This is a genomic window from Streptomyces sp. NPDC048461, from assembly GCF_055587105.1.
In genome coordinates this window covers 1-18,925 of record NZ_JBVJGW010000037.1, presented here as the reverse complement: position 1 = coordinate 18,925, position 18,925 = coordinate 1, and the positions used below count along the sequence as shown (strand labels likewise).

At 73.0% G+C, this 18,925-nt stretch carries 21 protein-coding genes; 4 read left to right on the top strand and 17 right to left on the bottom strand.

Annotation, left to right across the window (positions count from 1 at the left end; translation table 11 throughout):
- Window positions 1-2 precede the first annotated feature (2 nt).
- The 3 genes from ACZ6S8_RS36245 to ACZ6S8_RS36235 form a co-directional block, all read right to left on the bottom strand.
- Window positions 3-557: a helix-turn-helix domain-containing protein gene (locus ACZ6S8_RS36245; RefSeq protein ID WP_469462240.1), complete on the bottom strand. Its 555-nt coding sequence runs from the start codon at window positions 555-557 to the stop codon at window positions 3-5.
- 231 nt (window positions 558-788) lie between these two features.
- Window positions 789-1,790 carry a hypothetical protein gene (locus tag ACZ6S8_RS36240; protein WP_469462239.1) on the bottom strand — a complete coding sequence of 334 codons (1,002 nt, stop codon included), beginning with the start codon at window positions 1,788-1,790 and terminating at the stop codon, window positions 789-791.
- A 254-nt stretch (window positions 1,791-2,044) separates the two neighbouring features.
- On the bottom strand, window positions 2,045-2,743 hold the full coding sequence (locus ACZ6S8_RS36235) for a hypothetical protein (RefSeq protein WP_469462237.1): 699 nt from the start codon (window positions 2,741-2,743) through the stop codon (window positions 2,045-2,047).
- Window positions 2,744-2,860: 117 nt separating this feature from the next.
- On the opposite strand from ACZ6S8_RS36235, the gene ACZ6S8_RS36230 reads away from it, so the two are divergent.
- From ACZ6S8_RS36230 to ACZ6S8_RS36220, 3 genes are all read left to right on the top strand, one after another.
- On the top strand, window positions 2,861-3,511 hold the full coding sequence (locus ACZ6S8_RS36230) for a TetR/AcrR family transcriptional regulator (RefSeq protein WP_469462235.1): 651 nt from the start codon (window positions 2,861-2,863) through the stop codon (window positions 3,509-3,511).
- Window positions 3,512-3,608: 97 nt separating this feature from the next.
- Window positions 3,609-4,280: a HEAT repeat domain-containing protein gene (locus ACZ6S8_RS36225; RefSeq protein ID WP_469462278.1), complete on the top strand. Its 672-nt coding sequence runs from the start codon at window positions 3,609-3,611 to the stop codon at window positions 4,278-4,280.
- Between the two features lie 3 nt (window positions 4,281-4,283).
- Window positions 4,284-5,288 (top strand): MerR family transcriptional regulator, encoded by a 1,005-nt coding sequence (locus ACZ6S8_RS36220; RefSeq protein WP_469462233.1) that lies wholly within the window; start codon window positions 4,284-4,286, stop codon window positions 5,286-5,288.
- A gap of 63 nt (window positions 5,289-5,351) precedes the next feature.
- On the opposite strand, the gene ACZ6S8_RS36215 is transcribed toward ACZ6S8_RS36220, so the two are convergent.
- Window positions 5,352-6,494, bottom strand: a complete 1,143-nt coding sequence (locus ACZ6S8_RS36215) for a DUF1152 domain-containing protein (RefSeq protein ID WP_469462231.1) — start codon at window positions 6,492-6,494, stop codon at window positions 5,352-5,354.
- 196 nt (window positions 6,495-6,690) lie between these two features.
- Between ACZ6S8_RS36215 and ACZ6S8_RS36210 the strand changes: the two genes are divergently transcribed.
- A complete protein-coding gene (locus ACZ6S8_RS36210) occupies window positions 6,691-8,088 on the top strand; it encodes an STM4012 family radical SAM protein (protein WP_469462230.1) in 1,398 nt (465 codons plus the stop codon).
- 37 nt (window positions 8,089-8,125) lie between these two features.
- Here the strand turns inward: ACZ6S8_RS36210 and ACZ6S8_RS36205 are convergent, their stop codons facing one another.
- The 13 genes from ACZ6S8_RS36205 to ACZ6S8_RS36145 all read right to left on the bottom strand — a co-directional run bounded on the left by ACZ6S8_RS36205 (window position 8,126) and on the right by ACZ6S8_RS36145 (window position 18,710).
- Window positions 8,126-9,028 carry a DMT family transporter gene (locus ACZ6S8_RS36205; RefSeq protein WP_469462228.1) on the bottom strand — a complete coding sequence of 301 codons (903 nt, stop codon included), beginning with the start codon at window positions 9,026-9,028 and terminating at the stop codon, window positions 8,126-8,128.
- Between the two features lie 192 nt (window positions 9,029-9,220).
- Window positions 9,221-10,342 (bottom strand): glutamate--cysteine ligase 2, encoded by a 1,122-nt coding sequence (locus ACZ6S8_RS36200; protein WP_469462226.1) that lies wholly within the window; start codon window positions 10,340-10,342, stop codon window positions 9,221-9,223.
- Window positions 10,343-10,510: 168 nt separating this feature from the next.
- Complete coding sequence (locus tag ACZ6S8_RS36195) at window positions 10,511-10,825, bottom strand: GNAT family N-acetyltransferase (RefSeq protein ID WP_469462224.1); 315 nt, start codon at window positions 10,823-10,825, stop codon at window positions 10,511-10,513.
- Between the two features lie 170 nt (window positions 10,826-10,995).
- A complete protein-coding gene (locus ACZ6S8_RS36190) occupies window positions 10,996-11,352 on the bottom strand; it encodes a hypothetical protein (RefSeq protein WP_469462222.1) in 357 nt (118 codons plus the stop codon).
- A 72-nt stretch (window positions 11,353-11,424) separates the two neighbouring features.
- Entirely contained in the window at window positions 11,425-11,853 is a 429-nt protein-coding gene (locus tag ACZ6S8_RS36185; protein WP_469462221.1) for a hypothetical protein, read from the bottom strand.
- Window positions 11,854-11,992: 139 nt separating this feature from the next.
- Window positions 11,993-12,217 (bottom strand): hypothetical protein, encoded by a 225-nt coding sequence (locus ACZ6S8_RS36180; RefSeq protein ID WP_469462220.1) that lies wholly within the window; start codon window positions 12,215-12,217, stop codon window positions 11,993-11,995.
- Window positions 12,218-12,288: 71 nt separating this feature from the next.
- Window positions 12,289-12,681 (bottom strand): FhaA domain-containing protein, encoded by a 393-nt coding sequence (locus ACZ6S8_RS36175; RefSeq protein ID WP_469462219.1) that lies wholly within the window; start codon window positions 12,679-12,681, stop codon window positions 12,289-12,291.
- A gap of 117 nt (window positions 12,682-12,798) precedes the next feature.
- Window positions 12,799-13,122, bottom strand: a complete 324-nt coding sequence (locus tag ACZ6S8_RS36170) for a hypothetical protein (RefSeq protein WP_469462217.1) — start codon at window positions 13,120-13,122, stop codon at window positions 12,799-12,801.
- A 67-nt stretch (window positions 13,123-13,189) separates the two neighbouring features.
- On the bottom strand, window positions 13,190-14,248 hold the full coding sequence (locus tag ACZ6S8_RS36165; protein WP_469462276.1) for a vWA domain-containing protein: 1,059 nt from the start codon (window positions 14,246-14,248) through the stop codon (window positions 13,190-13,192).
- Window positions 14,249-15,450: 1,202 nt separating this feature from the next.
- On the bottom strand, window positions 15,451-15,993 hold the full coding sequence (locus ACZ6S8_RS36160; RefSeq protein WP_469462214.1) for a hypothetical protein: 543 nt from the start codon (window positions 15,991-15,993) through the stop codon (window positions 15,451-15,453).
- A gap of 246 nt (window positions 15,994-16,239) precedes the next feature.
- Window positions 16,240-16,647 (bottom strand): Imm10 family immunity protein, encoded by a 408-nt coding sequence (locus tag ACZ6S8_RS36155; RefSeq protein ID WP_469462213.1) that lies wholly within the window; start codon window positions 16,645-16,647, stop codon window positions 16,240-16,242.
- A gap of 119 nt (window positions 16,648-16,766) precedes the next feature.
- Window positions 16,767-17,147, bottom strand: coding sequence for a DUF6221 family protein (locus tag ACZ6S8_RS36150; protein ID WP_469462211.1), 381 nt, complete (start codon window positions 17,145-17,147; stop codon window positions 16,767-16,769).
- A 282-nt stretch (window positions 17,148-17,429) separates the two neighbouring features.
- Window positions 17,430-18,710, bottom strand: coding sequence for a cation:proton antiporter (locus ACZ6S8_RS36145; RefSeq protein WP_469462275.1), 1,281 nt, complete (start codon window positions 18,708-18,710; stop codon window positions 17,430-17,432).
- Window positions 18,711-18,925: the final 215 nt, after the last annotated feature.

Below are 18,925 nucleotides of genomic sequence, written 5' to 3'. Positions count from 1 at the left end.
GTTCAGCCGGCGGCTCCCGGCAGGTACGCGTCCAGCAGTACGAGGACCAGCACCCAGGCGGCGAGCGTCGTGGCGACGGCGCCGACCCGGGGCAGCGACCCGGAGGCCGGTACCCCGACGCCCACCGGCAGCGCCCGTTCGGCGGCCGCCGCTGCGGGCGTGCGCTGCGGCACCACGGCGGCCGGACCCGCGGAACGGTCGTGCACGGCCGGCTCGGGGCTGCGGCTGCCGGGCAGGGCGGCGACGGGCGGGGAGCTGACGGGCAGCGCGGCGGGCGGGGCGACGGACGACGGGGCGGCCGCCCGGGGCTGGAGGTCGGCGCGCTGGGCGAGCCCCTGGAGGAAGCGCCGGTAGGCCGCCCGGCGTTGTCCCTTCGGCTCGCTCCGCCCCGACTCCCAGGAGCGGACGGTGGCGGTGCGGACCCCGAAGGCCACGGCCACCTGCTGGGGGGTCAGGTCCCACAGTTCACGGAGCCTGCGTCGTTCGTCAGGCGAGGGAAGGGAGTTCTGGGCGGTCTCCCGGGCCGTCAGCCGGGACATCGTGCGCGAAGTCGTCATGCCCATATGACAATCCGTCCGTATCCCCGTTACGGGCGCGGTCCGGAGATCACCCGTATGCAGGACCGGGCGGCCCCTTCACCACGCGTGGCCCCGGTTCGACACCGGGGCCACGGGGGCGACGGACGGTTCGGGGCCGTCCGTCGCCGCATGGGCGGTGCTCGCCGACTGGTTCGAGCGGCCGCCGTCCCACGACCGTATCGGCGCCCGCCCCACCGCGACGCCGAACCCTCATGTGGGTGACGCAGCCCCTACCGGCCGGGGCCGGGTGGTACGCCGGCCGCGCCGGTCGGCGAGCAGGGTGAGGGCGACGCCGGCGGTGAGCCAGAGGCCGAGGACCAGGACGGAGGGGCCGGCGCCCGAACCGTCGAAGAAGGCGTTGGCGCGCAGGAGGCTCCCGGAGGCGCCCGGGGGGAGGAGCCGGCCCAGCGCGGCCCAGCCGGCGGGGAGCCAGTGGGGGCCGGTGGCGAGCCCGGAGAGGGGGTTGCCCAGGAGCATCGTCAGCGCGCCGCCGAGGGCGAACCCGGGCATGCCCAGGAGGGCGTGGAGACCGAGGAGGGTGGTCGACAGGGCAGCCGTGCCGAGGATGACTCCGAGGGCCGTGAGCGGGTAGTCGCCGTCGATCGAGTGGGTGGCGAACTGCAGGACGGCGGCGACGGCGGCACCCGCGACGACGGAGAACAGCAGGACTCCCGCCAGGCGGGTCCGCACGCCGTGCCGACCGGGGAAGGCGCCACCGAGGATCAGGGCGGGGAAGATGCCGCCGAAGATCATGGGCAGGAGCGCCGAGGCCAGCCCGGCGCCACGGGGATCGTCGGGGGTGAACGGCACCAGATCGTGGACGGAGGCGCTTACCCCGAGCTGCGCGGCGAGTCCGTCTCCCAGAGCGGTGAGGGCGCCGGTGGCGGAGGGGGCTCCCGCCGTCGCGGTGTAGACGTCGACGCCGTGTTCGGTGACCTCGAGACCGCCGGCCACCTCACGGTCCTCGACCGCGGACCGGAGGGCGGCGGGGGTCGGGAAGGCGCGCACGTCCCATGCGTCGGCGTCCGCGTGCTCCCGGAACGCCTCGGCGGCGTGCTGCGGCCCGGTGACTCCGATGGGGACCCGGTGCGGGCCGCCGTGGAGCGAAGGCAGCACGAAGGCGCACAGCATCGTGGTGATCAGGGCCGCCAGGCCGAGGACGATCAGGGTCAGCTTGCGGCCCGTACCGGGCGGAGCGGAGGGGTTCGACATCGTGGGTCCTTCGTCGGTTCGAGCCGTGCGCGGAGGGGCGCAGAGGGGCGCAGCCGTCCCGGCCGGGACGGTGGGGAGGGGTCGGACGCGCACCCGGCGCCCGCGAGCGCGTAGCCGGAACGGGTCTCCGCGGCGCGCCCCGGCAGCGGCGGCGGCCGCACCGCTGGCGGCCGCGCCACTGCCCGGCCGGGCGTCGGGCGGCGACGGCCGCGGCCGGCCCCGGGGACCGTGCGGCCCGGGGCCGGCCGGGGGCGTCAGGCGCGGTCCGCCGCGGCGGCGGCGATCCAGTTCCTGAACTCGACGGCGTAGTGCCGCAGGTGGTGCTCCAGGACGTCGGGCGGGCAGGTGGCGGGCACGTAGACGGTCAGGCTCGCGGTGAAGCCCTCGGCGGTGTCACCGAACTGGGTCAGCGCCCGCCCGACGACGGTGCCGTCGGCCAGGAAGAGGTTCGACGACATCACGTGCGGGAACCCGGACCTCGGAAGCAGTTCGTCCGCGTCGGCGGCCCACGCCATCGCGTCCGTGCCCCAGCCCCCCATGAAGAAGGAGCAGACGTGGGGGCCGATGTTCTCCACCACGTGGAACGCGCCGTCGGCGCCGGGGGCCATCACGTAGTGCTCGGGGTGCGCCGCGAGGAGCGCGTGCTCGTCCCCGGCGAAGGCCTTCTCCATCCACGCCAGGAACGCGCCCGAGGTGAGGCCGCGCGTCGCGAGGACCGTCGTACCGGCCGTGAAGCTGCCGTCGGAGGCGAGCGCGTTGTCCCGGAGGAAGGCGTTGCCCTCCTCGATGTCCGCGGCCAGGAGGTCGAGCAGACCCTCGCTCCCCAGCCGCGTCCGGAAGCGGTCCAGTGCGCGGCGGGCGTAGAACAGCTCGAAGTCGTCGATGCTCCCGGAGCCGGTGGGGCCGGACGCGAGCGTCACGGTCACGGGCTGGAACGGCTGGTTTTCGGTCATGGTCGAACCTCCACTAGAATGCGAATGTGAATTCACGTTCACAAACCGAGGTTACCCGGAGGAGTGCACCGTTTGTCAAAAGCACCAGGTGGGGCCGCCGCCCGTACCATGCGGGGCATGACCGAGGAGCCAGACCGACCCGCCCCGTACCGGGAACCCAGGCAGGCGCGCAGCGCCGCGACACTGGCCCGCGTGCTGCGGGCGGCCGAGGAGATCGCCTCGTCGTCGGGCGTGGAGGAGATGACGATCACCGCCGTCGCGGAACGCGCGGGCGTCGCGGTCGGCACCATCTACCGGCGCTTCGACGACAAGGACCAGCTGATCACGGCCCTGACCGAGCGGATGCTGGAACGCCGCGAGGAGTACGTGGCCGAGCGGCTGCGCGCGGCCGAGCCGTCGCTCACCGGCGTGATGGACGCCTACGCGGAGGCCCTGCTGCAGTCCTTCGCCGACAGCAGCCGGCTCTTCCCCGAGCTGCTGCGCGCGCGGGGCCCGCGATCGCTGGACCGCGGAGCCCGCACCATCACCGAGCTCCACCGGCTCCTGATCGAAGCGGCGGCCCCCCACGTCGGCCAGATCAGGCGCTCCGACCCCGGCGCGGCCCTGGACACCGCGGCCCGAGCCGTCCTCGGGGCCTGTTTCCACAACTCGGTGCGCCCCGACGCCGCCACCGGCGAAGCGGCCCGGCGCCGCTACGCGGACGAACTCAGCGACATGGCGATCGCCTACCTCCTCACCCCCGACCGCCCCCGCTCCGCGCGCACCTGAGCCGGCGCGGCAGCACGGCCGTCGGGACGGCTCCGCAGCCTCGTTTGACCTTGACACGGTGGCAGGGCTTTCACTGCGCCCCGAGGAGGTGGTCTCGATGACGGTCACTGAGCGGGACACGGACGCGGTACGGGCACTGCGGGCACTGGAGGACGGCAGGTCGTCCGTCCGGCTGCGCGCGGCACTGGCGCTCGGCACGACACCCGACCCCGGCTTCGTCGGCCCGCTCGTCGAGCGGTGCGCGGTCGAACCCGAGTTCTTCGTCCGCGACATGCTGACCTGGGCGCTCACCCGCCACCCGGAGTCCCTGACGCTCCCCGGGCTGGTCCGCGAGCTCCGCTCGGAGCGCGCACGGGCACGGAGCCAGGCCCTGCACACGCTGTCCAAGATCGGGAACCGGCAGGTGTGGCCGGCGATCACGCCGACGCTGCTGACCGACGCCGACGACGAGGTGGCGCGCAGCGCCTGGCGGACCGCGGTCGTGCTCGTTCCGGAGGGCGGGGAGACCGCTCTGGTGGTGGTGCTGGCGACGCAGCTCGGGCGCGGCGAGCGGGAGACGCAACTCAGTCTCAGCCGGGCACTGGTCGCGCTGGGCGAAGCGGCGGAACCGGCCCTGCGGGCCTCCGCCGCGGCCCCCGACCCGCGCGTGCGCGCGCACGCCCTCGCCACCAGACGGCTGCTGCGCGACCCGGAGACGGGATTCGAGTGCGCGATCGAGGAGGCGAAGCGCGTCGTGGCCCTCGGCGGGTCCGGACGCGAGGGAGGATAGGGCGTGCTGATCGGCGAGGTGGCGAGACGGTCCGGGGTCAGCGCCCGCATGCTCCGGCACTACGAATCGCTCGGACTGGTACGGCCCTCCGGCCGCACGGGGTCCGGCTATCGGGCGTACACGGAGGAGGACATCCGGCGGATCTTCCACATCGAGAGCCTGCGGTCGCTGGGGCTGTCGCTGCGCGAGGTCGGGCGCGCGCTCGACGACCCCGGCTTCGCGCCCGCGGCGCTCGTCGGGGACCTCGTACGGGAGACGCGCGAACGCATCGCCGCCGAGACCGAGCTGCTCACGCGGCTGCGCCGGATCGACGCGGCTGATCCGGCCGGCTGGGAGGACGTCCTCCGGGTCGTCTCGCTCCTGCAGGCGCTGGGATCGAACAGCGCCGGCGCCCGCCAGCGCGCGGCCCTCTCATCGGTCGACGAGGTTCAGGTGCCGACCGAGGCGCTGGTGGAGGCGGCCCTCGGCGAGGCGGATCCGTACGTCGCCGGAGCCCTTCGCTGGGCGCTGGCGCGATCGGGCGACGGCGCCGCCTCCCCGGTGGCGGAGGGCCTGGGCTCCCCGGTGGCCGCAGTGCGGGAACGCGCCGTGCGGACCCTCGCCGAGCTGCCCGGGGACGAGGCCGCCGAGCAGCTCCGGGCGGCCCTCGCGCACCCCGACGCCGTGGTCCGCGGGTACGCGGCCCTGGCCCTCGGGACGCGCGGGGCCGCGGACGCGGTCCCGACGCTCATCGACATGATCGCGACGGGGCGCAACGACGTCGACGCGGCCGACGCGCTGGGCGCACTGGCGGGCGACACCGCGACGGCGGACCGGATCGCGGGCGGGATCGCCGACCGCCTCGCCCGCGACACCGGCGGGGCGCCCGCCCGCGGCCGGCTGACGCAGGCGCTGGCCGGCGTCCCGGGGCCGGAGGCGTCCCGGATCCTCGTGGAGCTGTCGCACGACCAGGACCGGGCCGTGGCGCTGACCGCCACGTACCTGCTCCGGCTGCGCGCCGAACGGTGACGCGCCGGCCGCCCTGCGCGGGGACGGCCACACCCGTCCGTCACCCTCGTCCCCACCTGTACGTCACCACCGTCCCAGCCGCCACAGCGGTGGGGCGTGCCGCGGGGGTGTGGTCGCGCGCAGGGCGTCCAGGAGGGTCCGGGCCTGCGGAGCCGTCAGGCCCAGTTCCTCGGTGATCCTGCGGGACGTGACGTACGCGAGGCCGTCGGCGCGCAACGCGCGCTCCCAGGCCGCGAACCGGGCCAGGACGGCCGCGGCGCCACCGGCACCGTGACCGGCACGGCCGCTGTCACCGTCCCCGTCACCGTACGAACCCGCCGGGGGCGTCGTCCCGGAGCCCGTCGCCGCCCGGTGGCGTTCCCGCTCGATCTCCGAGAAGCCGCACACCGCACGGGAGGCGTCCTCGGCCTCCTCCAGGCTGCCGGAGCCGGCGAGGGCGCGGGCGAGGGGGTTGAGCGCGAGGGCCCGGTCGAGCGTGAGGCGGTGGACCCGGCACGCCGAGTCGTCCAGGAGGACGGGGCGGGGGGCGTCCCGGGTCCCGCAGACTCCGCGCACCCCCCGGGCGGCCGCGACGAGCAGGGCGCTCGCCTCGGACGGATGCCAGTCGAAGACGGGCAGCACCCCGTCGGTGTGCGCTGCGGTGAGGGTGAGCGCGGGCTCGCCGAGCCGGGGCAGCAGGTCGGCCGGCGGAACCTCGTTGTCGAGGCCGGGACCGGCGACGTACACGGCGGTGGGGAGGCCCGTCGCCGCACAGGCGGCGAGGGCGAGGGCGTCTCCGAGCGGGCTGCGCAGCGTGGGTTCGTCGCCCCTCGCCACGATGTCGCCGCCGACGTCCACGAGGTCGATCCGCCCGGCCCGGCACCAGCGGGCGGCCGCGCCGATCTGCCGGGCCAGGCCCCGGGCGCCGTCGTACGGGTCGAGCAGCCCGAGGCGCGGACCCAGCCCGGCGGCCAGCCGCGGCAGCAGCGAGCCCGCCGGGGCGATCGGCCGGGTCTGCGGCGTGACCAGGGCGAGGTCCGGAGCGGCCGGTTCGCTACCGGTGAAGTCGGCGGCCCGGCGCGGCCCCGGGACGGGATCCACGACCAGGCGCTCCCAGGCGTAGGTCAGGACCAGCGCAGGGGTGCGCGCTCCGTACAGGGCCGTGTGGAGCACGGCTGCGGTGATGGCGTCACCGCCACCCCCCGCCGCGACGAGAAGTCGTGTCATGCCGGACACGGAACCTCAACTGCCCCCGCGCCGCCACCTCGACGGAGGCATCGCGAAAAGTGCATATGAACGTCCATGGCGCCAAACCCGATTTATGCGGTTCGCACTACTGAAGCGGACGACGCCACCACCCTAGGGTGACGCGGTGTCACATACGGCGATCACGATCACTTCCGAAAGTGAGTCACGTCCCCCAATGACAACCACCGTTCCGCTTCCCGTGCCCTCGGTTCCCCGCCGTCTCCCCGCCACCGAGCCGGAGACCCCGTACGAGCAGTACGTGTACGCCTATCCCCACCAGAAGGCCTACCGGCTCCTGGAGGACGGGCCGCTGCTGCGCGACCTCTGGTCCACGGAGCGGCTCGACGCCCTGTCCCTCTACGTGCACGTCCCGTTCTGCGAGATGAGGTGCGGGTTCTGCAACCTGTTCACCCGGACCGGGGCACCCGAGGAGGTCACCCGGGACTTCCTCGGCACCCTGGAGCGCCAAGCCCGCGTCACACGAGGGGCGTTGGAGGCACAGGGCCAGCCGATACGGTTCCCGCTCGCGGCGTTCGGCGGGGGCACCCCCACCTACCTGACGGCGGCCGAGCTGTCGCGGCTGTGCGACATCTGCGAGAACGTCATGGGTGCGGACCTCCAGGCCTCGTCCTGGTCGGTGGAGACCTCGCCGGCCACGGCGACCGCCGACCGGATCGCGGTGCTGGCCGAGCGTGGCGCGACGCGGCTGAGCATCGGCGTACAGAGCTTCGTCGACGAGGAGGCCCGGGCGGCCGTCCGCCCGCAGAAGCGCGACGAGGTCGAGGCCTCGCTCGCCCGGCTGAAGGCGGCCGGGTTCCCGATCCTCAACATCGACCTCATCTACGGCATCGAGGGCCAGACCGAGCGGTCGTTCAAGGTCTCCCTGGACGCCGCGCTCGCCTGGGAGCCGGAGGAGGTCTACCTGTACCCCCTGTACGTGCGCCCGCTGACCGGACTCAGCGGCCGCCACGCCACGACGCTCCAGGACTGGAACGAGCAGCGGCTGCGGCTGTACCGCTACGGGCGCGACCACCTGCTGTCCGCGGGGTACGAGCAGACCTCGATGCGGGTCTTCCGGCGCGTCGGCACCGCCGCCGTGGAGGACACCGACGGCAGCAGCATCAGCGAGTACAACCAGCAGGCCGGCATGGTCGGACTCGGCGTGGGGGCCCGGTCGTTCACCACAGACCTGCACTACACCACCGACTACGCGGTCGCCGTACCCGAGGTCCGCCGCATCATCGACGACTACATAGCGACCCCGACCGCTCAGTTCGAGTGCGCGCAGTGGGCCTTCCGGATGGACGGCGGCGAGCGGCGCCGGATGTACGTGCTGCAGCACCTGCTGGAGTCGAGCGGTCTGCGCGTGGCCGACTACGAGCGGCGGTTCGCCACCCGCTTCGAGGACGACTTCGCCCGCCAACTGGAGACCCTGCTCGGGAAGAACTGGCTCCGGGAGCGGGGAGGGACGCTGGCACTGACCCCGGAGGGGATGGCCTGGGCCGACGCGGTGGGCCCGATGTTCTTCTCCTCCCGGGTGCGCGAGACCATGTCCTCCTACCGGGACCGCTGACCCCGTCGGACCGTCCGGCCCGGCGCCCGCCGTCGCGTCATCCCGGCGCGGGCGCCGGAGCCGGTTCCGCCCCGGCCCGGCGGCGCCGCCCGTACGGCAGGGACACGAGGACCAGCCCGCCCAGCAGCAGCGCCCCGCCGGCCGCGACGAGCGGACCGGGCCGCTCGCCCAGCAGCGCGATGCCGAGCAGGGCGGCGACCAGCGGCTCGGTCAGGCTCAGCGTGCCGGTGGTGGCGGCGCTGAGCCGTCCGACGCCGCGCGTGAACAGCAGGTAGCCGAGCGCGGTCGTACCGAGTCCGAGCCAGGCGATCAGTGCGAGGGTGCGCGGGTCGGCCGACCCTCCGGGGGCCGCCAGCAGGAAGGGCGAGACCAGCAGGCCCGCGCACAGCACGCTCACCGGCGCCGCCGTGGCGAGGTCCGCACCCCGTGCGCCGAGCTCCTTGACCGCCGTGATGTAGACGCCGAAGCTCGCCCCGGCCACCACCGCGCAGAGCACGCCCGGCACGTCCGCGCGCGCCCCGCTGCCGGGCAGCAGCAGGAACCCGATGCCGGCGACGGCGCAGGCCGTGCCCCACAGCCAGCGGCGGGTCATCCGCTCTCCGGAGAACAGCCGGGCGCACACGCCGCTGACGACGGGTACGGTCCCGAAGGCAGCGGCGGTGGCCAGCGCGGCCCCGCACCGCTCGACGGCCTCCAGGAAGCAGACCTGGAAGGCCGCCGTGACCAGGACGGACAGTCCCACCCAGCGGCGCACCCCGGGCCGCACCAGCGTGCGCAGGCCCGCCGGCCGCACCACCAGCGCGCTCAGCACCAGCCCGCCCAGCAGCATCCGGGCGGCGCCGAGCGCCCCGGAAGGCATCCCGGTGTCGGCCCAGATCTGCGCCGGCCCCACGGTTCCCCACAGGACCGCCGCCACCAGCACGGATGCCACAGCGCCCACGATGCCCCCTCCACGGATTCCGGAACGTGGCGAACGTATCCGGGGCCGGCTCCGCAGACCCACTGGGTGAAACCATGAGATTTCCGGCCCTCGGGACGGCCGGTCCGTGCCTTCGCACCAAACGCCCGGGCATGCGGAGGGGAGCGGCGCGGGTGGACGTGCTCCGGGCGGACGTGCTCCGGGCGGCCCGTGTCAGCCGGCCGCCGGCGTCGTCAGCCGTGCGCACCGCGTGACCACCGCGGCGAGGCTCCCCTCGGTGCGCAGCAGCTCGCGCTGGACGCGCGCCCCGTTGCCCCGCTCCGTCAGCCGGGCGATGCCCTCCCGGACGAGAACGTCGTCGCCGTGGTCGACGAGGGCCTCGCGCACATGGGCGTACAGCGCCTCGACGGCCTCCGTGGCCGAGGTCTCGTGCATCGTCCGCGGGTGCAGGAGCGGTCCGTCCAGGCCGGAGCGGCCGGCCCGCCACGAGGCCAGGCGCAGCAGGCTCGTGCTGATCCCGGCCGGAGGCTGCCCGTCCTGCCAGGCGCGCGAGGCCGTCTCGACGAGGCCGCGCACCAGGGCCGCCAGCAGGACCGGGGTCGACGCCTCCAGGCAGACGTCCGCCACCCGGACCTCCACCGTCGGGTAGGTGGCGGACAGCCGGGCGTCGAACCAGATCATGCCCTCGTCGCGCAGCACGCCCGTGCCGACCATCGCGCGGACCTGCTCGTGGTAGCGGTCGGCGGACCCGAAGACGTCGGTGGGTCCGGCCGACGGCAGCCGGTTCCACACCCGGCTGCGGTAGCTGCCGTAGCCGCTGTCCTCGCCCTGCCAGAACGGCGAGTTCGCGCTCATCGCGGTCAGCACCGGCAGCCAGGGGCGGATGCGGTCCAGCACCGCGACGCCCTCCTCGTCCGACTCCACCGACACGTGCACGTGGCAGCCGCACGTCAGCTGCTCCTGCGCGGTCAGGCCGAACTGCTCGCCGACCCACTCGTACCGCCGGCCGGGGCTCATCGAGGGCCGCACGGGCAACGGGGAGGTGCCGAGGGCGGCGACCAGTGCCCCGGCGTCCGCGGCGTGCCGGGCGGCCTCCGCCCGCCAGCCGGTGATCTCCTCCAGGAGCTCACCCATCTCCGTCACCGGTTTGGTGGCGAACTCCACCTGCTCCTCGTGCAGCTCCTTCTCGAAGGTGTGGCCCGGGTCCTCGCCACTGCCCGGCTCGTGTCCGGCGGACCGGTCCGCGGCGGCCAGCACGGCCCCCGACAGGGCCCGCGGCTCGCCGCTGCGGGCGTCCACCAGCAGCAGTTCTTCTTCCACGCCCACGCTTCGCACATCGCCCCAATCGGTCTCACAGTCTCGTGCAGTACCGCCCCTGCCCCTCGCACGGTCACTCATGCGGGTACGGGGCGGTGCGGCACGCGCCGGAGCCGCGCACGGGGCGACTCCGGCCGGCCGGGAGCGACCCCGGGCCGGCCGTAACCGTAAGCGCCCGGGAGCCGCTCAGAGGCCGAACTGTGCGCGGCGCGCCTCGGGCACCAGGTCCACGTACTCGGGGTGCTTGCCGATCCACCCCCGGATGAAGGGGCAGTGGGGCAGCACGGCCAGCGAGCGCGCCCGGGCGTCGTCGAGGGCGCCGCGGGCGAGGAGTCCGCCCAGACCCTGTCCGGCGAAGCGGGGGTCGGTTTCGGTGTGGACGAAGGAGATCTCGCCCTCGGAGAGGAGGTAGTCGGCGAAGCCCGCCGTCTCGGTGCCGTCCTCGCCGGCGAGGATCTCGTACCGGGACTTCTCCGGGCGGTCCACCACGTGGGGTTCCATGGGCGCTGCTCCTGTGCCGTGATCGAGGGATCGTACAAAGGATTGTGCCAGGGGCCGGTCGCCCGGCGGCGGCCTCCCTGCCGGTCCTCGCCCGTGGGGTGCGGGCTGCCGGGTCCCGGTGCCTGGCACCGCCCGGCTTCCGGCGAGCCGCTCGCGGCCGCGTCGCGCGGTCAGCGGGCCATCCACGGAACACGGCAGGCGTGGGGCGCCGTTCCCTCCGGGCACAGGTCCCGGACGACCGCTTTGCGGATCGCCCGCCACGTGCGCAGGGAGCACGTCATGCGGACGCGCAGCTCGATCGGTTGCCGCTCCCCGCTGTCCTGCCCGGGGTGCTCCACCGCCCACTGCTCCGCCAGGAAGTCGTACACGTCGGCGGTCGACAGTCCGCTCTCGGGGAAGGCGTGGGCGACGGTCTCCCCGGCGATCCGGGCGGCCCGGGCGCTCGCGGCGTGCGCGACGAGCCCCCTGACCCAGGTCAGCCCCTGCTCGTCCGTGTACAGGCCGAACCTCAGGTCGCGCGTCTTCATGCCGCGGAGCCTAGCCAGCCCCGGCGCTCGCCCCAAGCCGATTTTCCCGGCGGGGGCCGCCGTCGGCGTTCGTCAGAGTTCGGCGCGGGTCGCGGACTGAGCGGCGCGGACGGCGACGTTCGCCGCTTCCTCCACGAGCGGCGCGGTCGCGCGGCCGCCGCCGGTCAGCGTCCATCCGCACGCTGCCGCCCAGGCCAGGGCGGCTGCGGCCGCCTTGGCGCGCTCGGTTCGCCGGGCCAGGAAGGTGCCGAAGAGGAGGGCGTCCCCCGCGTCGACCGCGACCCGGCACAGTACGGCCGTACGCAGCGCGGCGCCCCCCGGGACCGTCACCATCGCGGCGCCGATGACCGCGTCCCGGACGCCCAGCGCCCGGATCAGCAGCGCGGAGGAGCCGTGTTCGGGGAGCCCGCAGGGGCGGGCCAGTACGCGGGGGCTGATCGCGACCGCCACGCCGTATCCGAGGGTGGCCACGCCCATCGCCCTGGCCGCTGCGGTACGCATTGAGATCACTCCGTTCGGGTGGCCCGGCCCACCCGGCGGGGGCTCGCTGCCGGGGCGCGCCTACCCCCGCCGACAGCCTCGAATCCCCGTGTCCGGGAGGGGCGGACCGGCGGTCGCCGGCGCCGAGCGGGCGCCGGCGTCAGCGGTCCCGCTCTCCGCTGTCCGGGCGGGCCTGCTCCTCACGGCCCAGGCCCGGACTCTGCCGCTTGGCGGAGTGGCCCCCGGCGTCGGCGTCGTCCTCGGCGGACGGGGACCGTCGTACGACGGCCTCGTCCGCCTCCTTGCGGGCCTCTTGGTCGCCGCTTTCGCCCACGGCCTCGGACGGCGTGGTCCGCGGGGGGCGGGGCTTGTTCTGATCTGCCATGTCGGCCTCCTTCGCTGGTGCTGTCGTCCAGCGACTACCCCGCCCCACCGACCTCAGACGCAACGCTCCCGTCAGTCGGGGAAAGCGTTCGCCCTGATGTGCGCCATCGGCGCGCTGGAAATCCGGTACCGGGAGCCGGGCTCCAGGTCGGCGGGCCGCAGGCGGACCGCCAGGGGGCCGGCCCATTCGTAGTGGTGGATCTCGCCGTGCCGTACGAGGGCATCGGTGAGCTGCAGCCCGATCTTCCGGGCGTGCCGGGCGATCTTCCGGTACACGTCCGGGGGCAGGTCGATCTCGTAGGCGTTGGGCGCGACGGCGCGACGGCGGCTGCACACCACGACCTGTTCGTCGCACTCGCGCTGCAGCGCCTCCACCAGCTCCACCGGCTCGCGGTGTCGGATCCGGTCGAGGAGCGCGTCCTGCCAGCGTTCGACTGCGTCCTCCCAGCGGCTCAAGGCATTCATGGTGTGCGTGTGCCCGCCGTACGCCGTCTTAGCCCGTTCCCCGGGCCGGACGCGGAAGCGGCCCGCGGGCGCCGGAGTTCGGCAACTCCCCTCGGGCCGCGGCGACTTGTCCTTCCGTCAGCCGGACGCGGGCGTGCGGCCGGCGGCAGTACGCGCGGCGGCCTGGGCCGACCGTGCTCCGGGGCGGATGCGGCGGGCCGCCGCGCGCAGGCGCAGGGCCGTCTGGTGGCGCCAGAGGGACGCGACGGTGAGGGACAGCAGCCCGCCGAACAGGGCCACGAGCATGAGGGACACCCACATCCGGCGGCTGCCGGGATGCTGGCCGCCCTCCCAGGCGGCGCCGGCCGCCCACAGGACGATTCCCGCGGCGTACACGGTGCGGATGCGGCGCAGCTGCCGGACGGCGCGCGGGGCAAGGGGGGCGGGCCTCAGCGATTCCATGGCGACCGACTACCCAGAACCCGCGCGGACTACCGGCCGGGATCCCTCGAAACTCCGCCCGTCCGGCTCAGACCATGACGAGCAGGCGCGTCTTCGCCTTGAGCTTGCGGTTCACCGAGAGGCTCTGCACGTAGACCTCCAGCTTGGGGTTGCTCCCCGCCTTCACCGAGACGGTGCCCCGGACGCCGGTGCCGAACAGGAGGCTGCGTGCCGCGTCGCCCGTGTAGGCACGGTCGGTGTCCTTCTCCACCACGACGATCTCCTTGTCCGGCTGCACCTGGACCCGCGCGCCCAACTGGTAGTAGCAGGATCCGCGTTGGTAGGTGACGTCCGGGTGCGCGTCGACGAAGGACCGGATCGCGACGTCCGCGTCGACGTCAAGGAGGCGGAACGCGTCGGCCGGGACCGGTTCGAGGGTGGCGCGCACCTCGTCGATCGATATGTCCTGGCCCACCGCGAACAGGTTCTTCGTGCCGCGCACGCCCTTCTCCCGGCCGCGGAGGAAGCTGGTGGCGGCGGCGCGCACCGTGCCGATCGCCTCCTTCACACCCTCCTGGGAGTCCGCGTCCCAGATGGCGATGTTCCCGGCCGGGAAACCGTAGTTCTGGGCGGTTCGCTTCGCCAGGGAGTTGGGCACGAGGATCGCGGACGTCCAGTGGTCCGGGAGCGCACCCATCCTCGCGGAGATCTTGTCGAGCCACGGGCCGAGGACAGCCATGTCGCCGTCGTGGCGCCGGTCCCCGCCGGAGGCGTTCTCCTCGCCGTCCGTCACCACGATCTGGAGGAAGCTGTGCTCCCCGTACTCCTCCCAGATGTGGTCCAGGTCGTCCAGGGACTTCAGGGAGGCTTCGATCAGGGCCGTGGCCCCGTTGTTCACCTTGTACAGACCCCGCATGGACGGCAGGTGCTTCACGTCCATGTCCCAGACCAGGTTTTCCACCCTGTGGTCGAAGGAATAGAGGCTGATGCGGGTCTCGTGCCCGAGCTTGTCCGACTCGGCCTTCAAACCCGCCACGAACTCGTCCACGACGCGCATGAGTTGGCTCTCGTGCGGGCGCATGGAACCCGAACTGTCCACTACCAGCGCGACGTGATTGACCTTGTGCTGGATTCTTTTCGCGGACATGTTCCTGCTCCTTCTCCACGGCTCCCCGAGTGATGTATTCACCCTAGGCGGCCCCACTGACAACGCAGCCGGGCGCCGCCGTCGCGGCAACGAGCGGATGAGCCACAGAACTTCATCGTTGTCGTCCGCGGAGGTGTTCCGCCCATCCGAGTTGTTCTTTCTTCTACGGGGAAGCGGTCCACGTCGTCCGGGGGGGGTGGCACCTGTCTTGGAGGACCGCAACCACAGTGGCGGAACGTCCCGCTCCTTCGACAGATGCTCGACCTTCAACCGCGTCGTCCGCGGGGCCGAACCGGACCGCGTCCGGGATCGCGGTCCAAGAGGTGAACGTGGCAGAACAGCCGGTCCGCCGAGCACCGCGCGTCCGCGCGCAGCTGGTCGACGTCAATCCGGCCGTAGTTCAGGCCGCCGTGCATCGCTCCGGGCGGTCAGACTCTCGTAGAAGGCTCCCCGGAAGCGTGACGCTTCCGCGAACGCTTCCCCCCGGACAGCGTCTGGCGGCACACTCACCCTCACGGCCTTCGTCGTGATCACGTGTACTCCTTGGTCGGAGCACATGATCAGACGAAGACCGTCCCCACGTCCGGCGATTCCCCAGGCGAACGAACCCGTTCGGGACACCGTTCGAGGTCGTGGCACCATGTTCGGCATGACGACCAACCGAAAGGCCCATGCCGCGTAGACGGCCAGGACACATCCGGGCCAGCATTCCGGACCGGCAACCGTCACCACGCTCAAGGCCGGCCATCGACCGCCTCTCTCCGCGAGCACTGTCCGAGATCGTTCGCCTTGAACGCACGCGGAACTACCTCCAACCCGGGGACACCAGCGCTGCACTGCGCCTGTGGAAGGACTACGTCCACCGCCCCGAGCGCGAGCTCTGGCACGACGACGAGTTCGGCAACGTGCACTGGTACTGCTGCGGCAATCCGCTCGAAGGCCGTGCACTACTCGATGGCGTGATCCAAGCAATGTCGCCTCGCGGAGCCCGCAAACTCCGCAAGATCATCGAAGAGCTCGACGCCTTCATGGGGCCGCCCGACCCAGCCACGGACCGCCGAACATAAAGAACAAGCTCAGGGGATCCGGTTTGCCGACTCCCCTGAGGGGTGTGTCGGCTGGGATTCCTTCGTGGCCCCGGCTCCCCTTTCACAGCTGCTGCCGCAGGAGTGCGCGCCGAGTGTTGATGCCTCGCTCGCTGGTCAGTGTCGAGGGGCAGGACTGTTGACGACTTCCGCCAGTTCGCCAGCGACCTCGGGGGTCAGGCGGTAGAACCCCTGAAGGCTGATCGCTCTCTCAAGACGACCATCCACCACGTACTTCAGACCGCGGGTCCGCCCTCGGCTGTTCCGCCAGGTAAGTCTCGCGAGCAGTTCACCGGAGATGGGGACGTCGAAGCGTACGGGCGTCGCGTCCACGTGCACGGCTTGGGCCCCACAGCCGCCGGCGCCGATCATCGACCAGTCGTCGTGCCCGGGATACGCGGGGTCGTCCCAGGCGGCGGGGGCTATGCCGCAGCAGTCGCGGCGCTCTGCGTCAATCACCCGCATCTGACTCACCACGAACACTTCGCGCTGGTCGACGTGCAGAGCGTATACCTCGTCCCCAGCGCGGGCACCCGTCCACGCAGGTAGGGAGGAGTGAGCGCCGCTGAAGGCGACCGGCGGTCGCTCGCCGACACGCCCTGCCTTGCGCAGCGCCCGGCACGTGTCATGGGTCCACAAGACGGTGAAAGCATCAGACATGCCGTAATCCTACGAACAGGGACTGACAACCCCTGGCAGACGACACTGACGGAAAGCTGACAGGCTCCACGTCATGCTTTATGGCGTGATCGATCATTGAACCGTGCATGACTGCCAGCAGGGTGGGGGCCGACGGCGTGCCGGTGACCGGAAGGCATTGGCCGCGATAACGCGTCATCCGCCACCGCTGGGTCGGCGAGACGACCGTATCCTGGTTGGCTGGCTGCCGATGCCTCGATCGGCGGATCAAACCGAGAAGCCAGTGAGCCGAGGGTGGGCTTCCTCCCGTCCGAAGGTCAGCACCTTCACAAGAGCCTCCCGCATCTCGTCGATGCTCTCGGCTGGCAGGTCGAGCACTGCCTCGATCTTCGCGTCCTCCAACTCCAAGTCATCCAGACAACCGGGGTCCAGCGAGACCGTGAGCAAGCTGCCTGTCAGAACCACCTCGCGGACACAGCCATAGGAGTTGCGTTGGTCCGGGGTCATCACGCAATACGTGTCGAGCCCGAGCGAGATGTCCTGTACGGACGGTTCGCCGACAGCGCTCGTGAACAGCAGGAAGAAGCCCTCACCCTCCTCCGCCGCGCCGGCCCGCACCTCGCCATCAACGTCGACCTCGGCAGCCAGCGCACGGGCCGTGAACCTGTATGGCATGCGCCGGTTCTACCAGGAGCCCGACCCAGTGCACGCTCACCCCCTCTGCAACAAGTGGGGTTGATCCTTACATCCATGAGAATCGACGTCTCAGGGCTGTCCCATAAGCGATTTCCGCCTCAGGGGCGACGGGGGTGGTCAGGGTGATCGGCGTAAGGCAACGCGAGGTCGAGCAGGTCATCGCACGGCCAGGTCTCGCCGTCGTACTGGCAGTCATCGCGGTTCTCCCACGGTAGTTCGGGGTCGCCCGTGGCAGGGCTGAGCACATGGCGGGCGAGCACGCGTCGCTTGGCCTCGACCTCCCGCAGGACGCGAGCCGGGTCGTGCAGCGCGACGTGCAGGGCGATCGTGGAACGGAAGCCGGAGAGTTCACCGTGGCAGAAGCCGACCGTGTGCCCGTCAGCAGTCCACTCTCCGCAGCCGTCACCATCGCACCGTCGGGCCAGGTCGGCCTCCTCGTCCAGCCGAGCGTGGAGGAACGTCACAAGGTCTTGGTGCATGGGGTCATCCTGGATGATGCGCCAAGTCCGGTCGCCTGCTTTCCATGCTGTGCGCAGGACCACCCACGACCACACCACCGCCGAGTGGTCGAAGAACCACCGGAACCCTCCCTGGAAAGCGTCCTCTGGGACTACCGCCTCAAAAGCGACAGGCGTCGGCGTCCACCACGCCATGCTCGGCATCGCTCGGATGCACAGCCTCGCCCTCGCCGGATGGGCGAGCAGACCGCACGGCGGCCGGCAAGGCCCGAGGCGTCTCGGGGATCATGTACGAGACAGCCCTCAGGCCGGCTTGTCCGGGGAGGGGTCGGTGTTCTCTTCCTCCGGGCCGTCGAGCCGCGCCGTGACCGGGGTGGCCGCGACGCCGTGCAGGAGCACCGAGAGCAGCACGGTGAAGGTGACCACCGCCCACAACTCCCGGGCGGGGGCCGCGAAGTCGGCCTCGCCGAGCGCGTACGCCAGGTAGAAGAAGGAACCTATGCCGCGGATGCCGAAGACCGCGATGGCGGCCCGTTCCTTCCCCTTCGCCGCGCCCCGCGCCTGGACGGCCCAGCCCACGGCGGGGCGGATCACCACGAAGAGCACCAGTCCCAGCAGGGCCCCGCGCCAGGTCAGGGCCGCGAGGCCGCCGTCGGCGACGAAGCCGCCGACGAGGAAGAGCACGACGGCGGTGAGGAGCCGCTCGATCTGGTCGGTGAAGGCGTGCATGACGCGGTGGTAGCGGTGGGCGCGTTCGGCTCCGCGGATCGTGACGGCGGCGACGAACACGGCGAGGAAGCCGTAGCCGTGGAGCAGTTCCGTCAGCCCGTACGCCGTGAAGGTGGCGGCGAGGGCGACGAAGCCCTCGCGGTGCTCGGAGAGCCGCAGCGCCTTCCAGCGCGCCTGGAAGAACATCCAGCCGAGCAGCCGGCCGACCCCGACGCCCACCAGCAGGCCCACCGCGCTGCGTACGGCCACGTCGCTCCAGGCCCAGTGCCAGAGCCCCTCCGTGGACCAGCCGGTCGCGGACGACGCCGTGAGGGCGATGGCGGCCAGGACGAAGGGGAAGGCGAGCCCGTCGTTGAGCCCGGCCTCGCTGGTCAGCGCGAAGCGGACCTCGTCCTCGTCGTCCTTCTCGTCGGTCGGCTCCCCCACGCGCACTTCGGCGGCGAGGACCGGGTCCGTGGGTGCGAGAGCGGCCGCCACCAGCAGCGCGACGGCCGGGGGCCACCCCAGCAGCCATCCGGCGGCGGCCGCCGTCAGCAGGATGGTGAGCGGCATGGCCAGCCCCAGCAGCCGCCACGTCGTCGACCAGGCCCGCAGGCCGGGCGGCCGGTTGATGGCCAGGCCGGCGCCCATCAGCGCCACCACGACGCAGACCTCCGTGAGGTGCTCCACCATGCCGCGGTGCCGGACGGGGTCGAGCGCCGGCAGCGCGTCCAGCGGCAGCAGGAACACCAGGAAGCCCGCCGCGAGGAACACCATGGGGAGGGACAGGGGCCGTTTCGCCAGGGCCGTCGGCAGCACCGCCGCGCCCAGGGCTCCCAGCCCCGCGCAGGCGTACACCACGTCGATTCCCGTCAGGCTCAATCCGACCACCGCTCCTGTAGATGTGCGTACCGCTCGTCACTCGCCTACCCGGTCCCGGGCGCGGCACCTCGCCCCAGCCCGGCGGCGAGCATGGGAGTGGGGGGGGGGGGGGGGGGGGGGCCGGGGGGGGCGCCGCCCCCCCGGGGGGGGGGGGGGGGGGCGGCGGCGGCGGGGGGGGCGGGGGGGGGGGGGGGGGCGCCGGGGGCCGG

What these genes read in the sequence shown, in the direction of transcription:
- ACZ6S8_RS36150 (WP_469462211.1), bottom strand. Translation starts at nt 17,147, where the DNA reads ATGCACCAAGACCTTGTGACGTTCCTCCACGCTCGGCTGGACGAGGAG.
- ACZ6S8_RS36175 (WP_469462219.1), bottom strand. Translation starts at nt 12,681, where the DNA reads ATGAATGCCTTGAGCCGCTGGGAGGACGCAGTCGAACGCTGGCAGGAC.
- ACZ6S8_RS36195 (WP_469462224.1), bottom strand. Translation starts at nt 10,825, where the DNA reads ATGGAACCCCACGTGGTGGACCGCCCGGAGAAGTCCCGGTACGAGATC.
- ACZ6S8_RS36230 (WP_469462235.1), top strand. Translation starts at nt 2,861, where the DNA reads ATGACCGAGGAGCCAGACCGACCCGCCCCGTACCGGGAACCCAGGCAG.
- ACZ6S8_RS36155 (WP_469462213.1), bottom strand. Translation starts at nt 16,647, where the DNA reads ATGCCATACAGGTTCACGGCCCGTGCGCTGGCTGCCGAGGTCGACGTT.
- ACZ6S8_RS36215 (WP_469462231.1), bottom strand. Translation starts at nt 6,494, where the DNA reads ATGACACGACTTCTCGTCGCGGCGGGGGGTGGCGGTGACGCCATCACC.
- ACZ6S8_RS36165 (WP_469462276.1), bottom strand. Translation starts at nt 14,248, where the DNA reads ATGTCCGCGAAAAGAATCCAGCACAAGGTCAATCACGTCGCGCTGGTA.
- ACZ6S8_RS36185 (WP_469462221.1), bottom strand. Translation starts at nt 11,853, where the DNA reads ATGCGTACCGCAGCGGCCAGGGCGATGGGCGTGGCCACCCTCGGATAC.
- ACZ6S8_RS36240 (WP_469462239.1), bottom strand. Translation starts at nt 1,790, where the DNA reads ATGTCGAACCCCTCCGCTCCGCCCGGTACGGGCCGCAAGCTGACCCTG.
- ACZ6S8_RS36235 (WP_469462237.1), bottom strand. Translation starts at nt 2,743, where the DNA reads ATGACCGAAAACCAGCCGTTCCAGCCCGTGACCGTGACGCTCGCGTCC.
- ACZ6S8_RS36170 (WP_469462217.1), bottom strand. Translation starts at nt 13,122, where the DNA reads ATGGAATCGCTGAGGCCCGCCCCCCTTGCCCCGCGCGCCGTCCGGCAG.
- ACZ6S8_RS36210 (WP_469462230.1), top strand. Translation starts at nt 6,691, where the DNA reads ATGACAACCACCGTTCCGCTTCCCGTGCCCTCGGTTCCCCGCCGTCTC.
- ACZ6S8_RS36160 (WP_469462214.1), bottom strand. Translation starts at nt 15,993, where the DNA reads ATGTCTGATGCTTTCACCGTCTTGTGGACCCATGACACGTGCCGGGCG.
- ACZ6S8_RS36225 (WP_469462278.1), top strand. Translation starts at nt 3,609, where the DNA reads ATGACGGTCACTGAGCGGGACACGGACGCGGTACGGGCACTGCGGGCA.
- ACZ6S8_RS36190 (WP_469462222.1), bottom strand. Translation starts at nt 11,352, where the DNA reads ATGAAGACGCGCGACCTGAGGTTCGGCCTGTACACGGACGAGCAGGGG.
- ACZ6S8_RS36245 (WP_469462240.1), bottom strand. Translation starts at nt 557, where the DNA reads ATGACGACTTCGCGCACGATGTCCCGGCTGACGGCCCGGGAGACCGCC.
- ACZ6S8_RS36180 (WP_469462220.1), bottom strand. Translation starts at nt 12,217, where the DNA reads ATGGCAGATCAGAACAAGCCCCGCCCCCCGCGGACCACGCCGTCCGAG.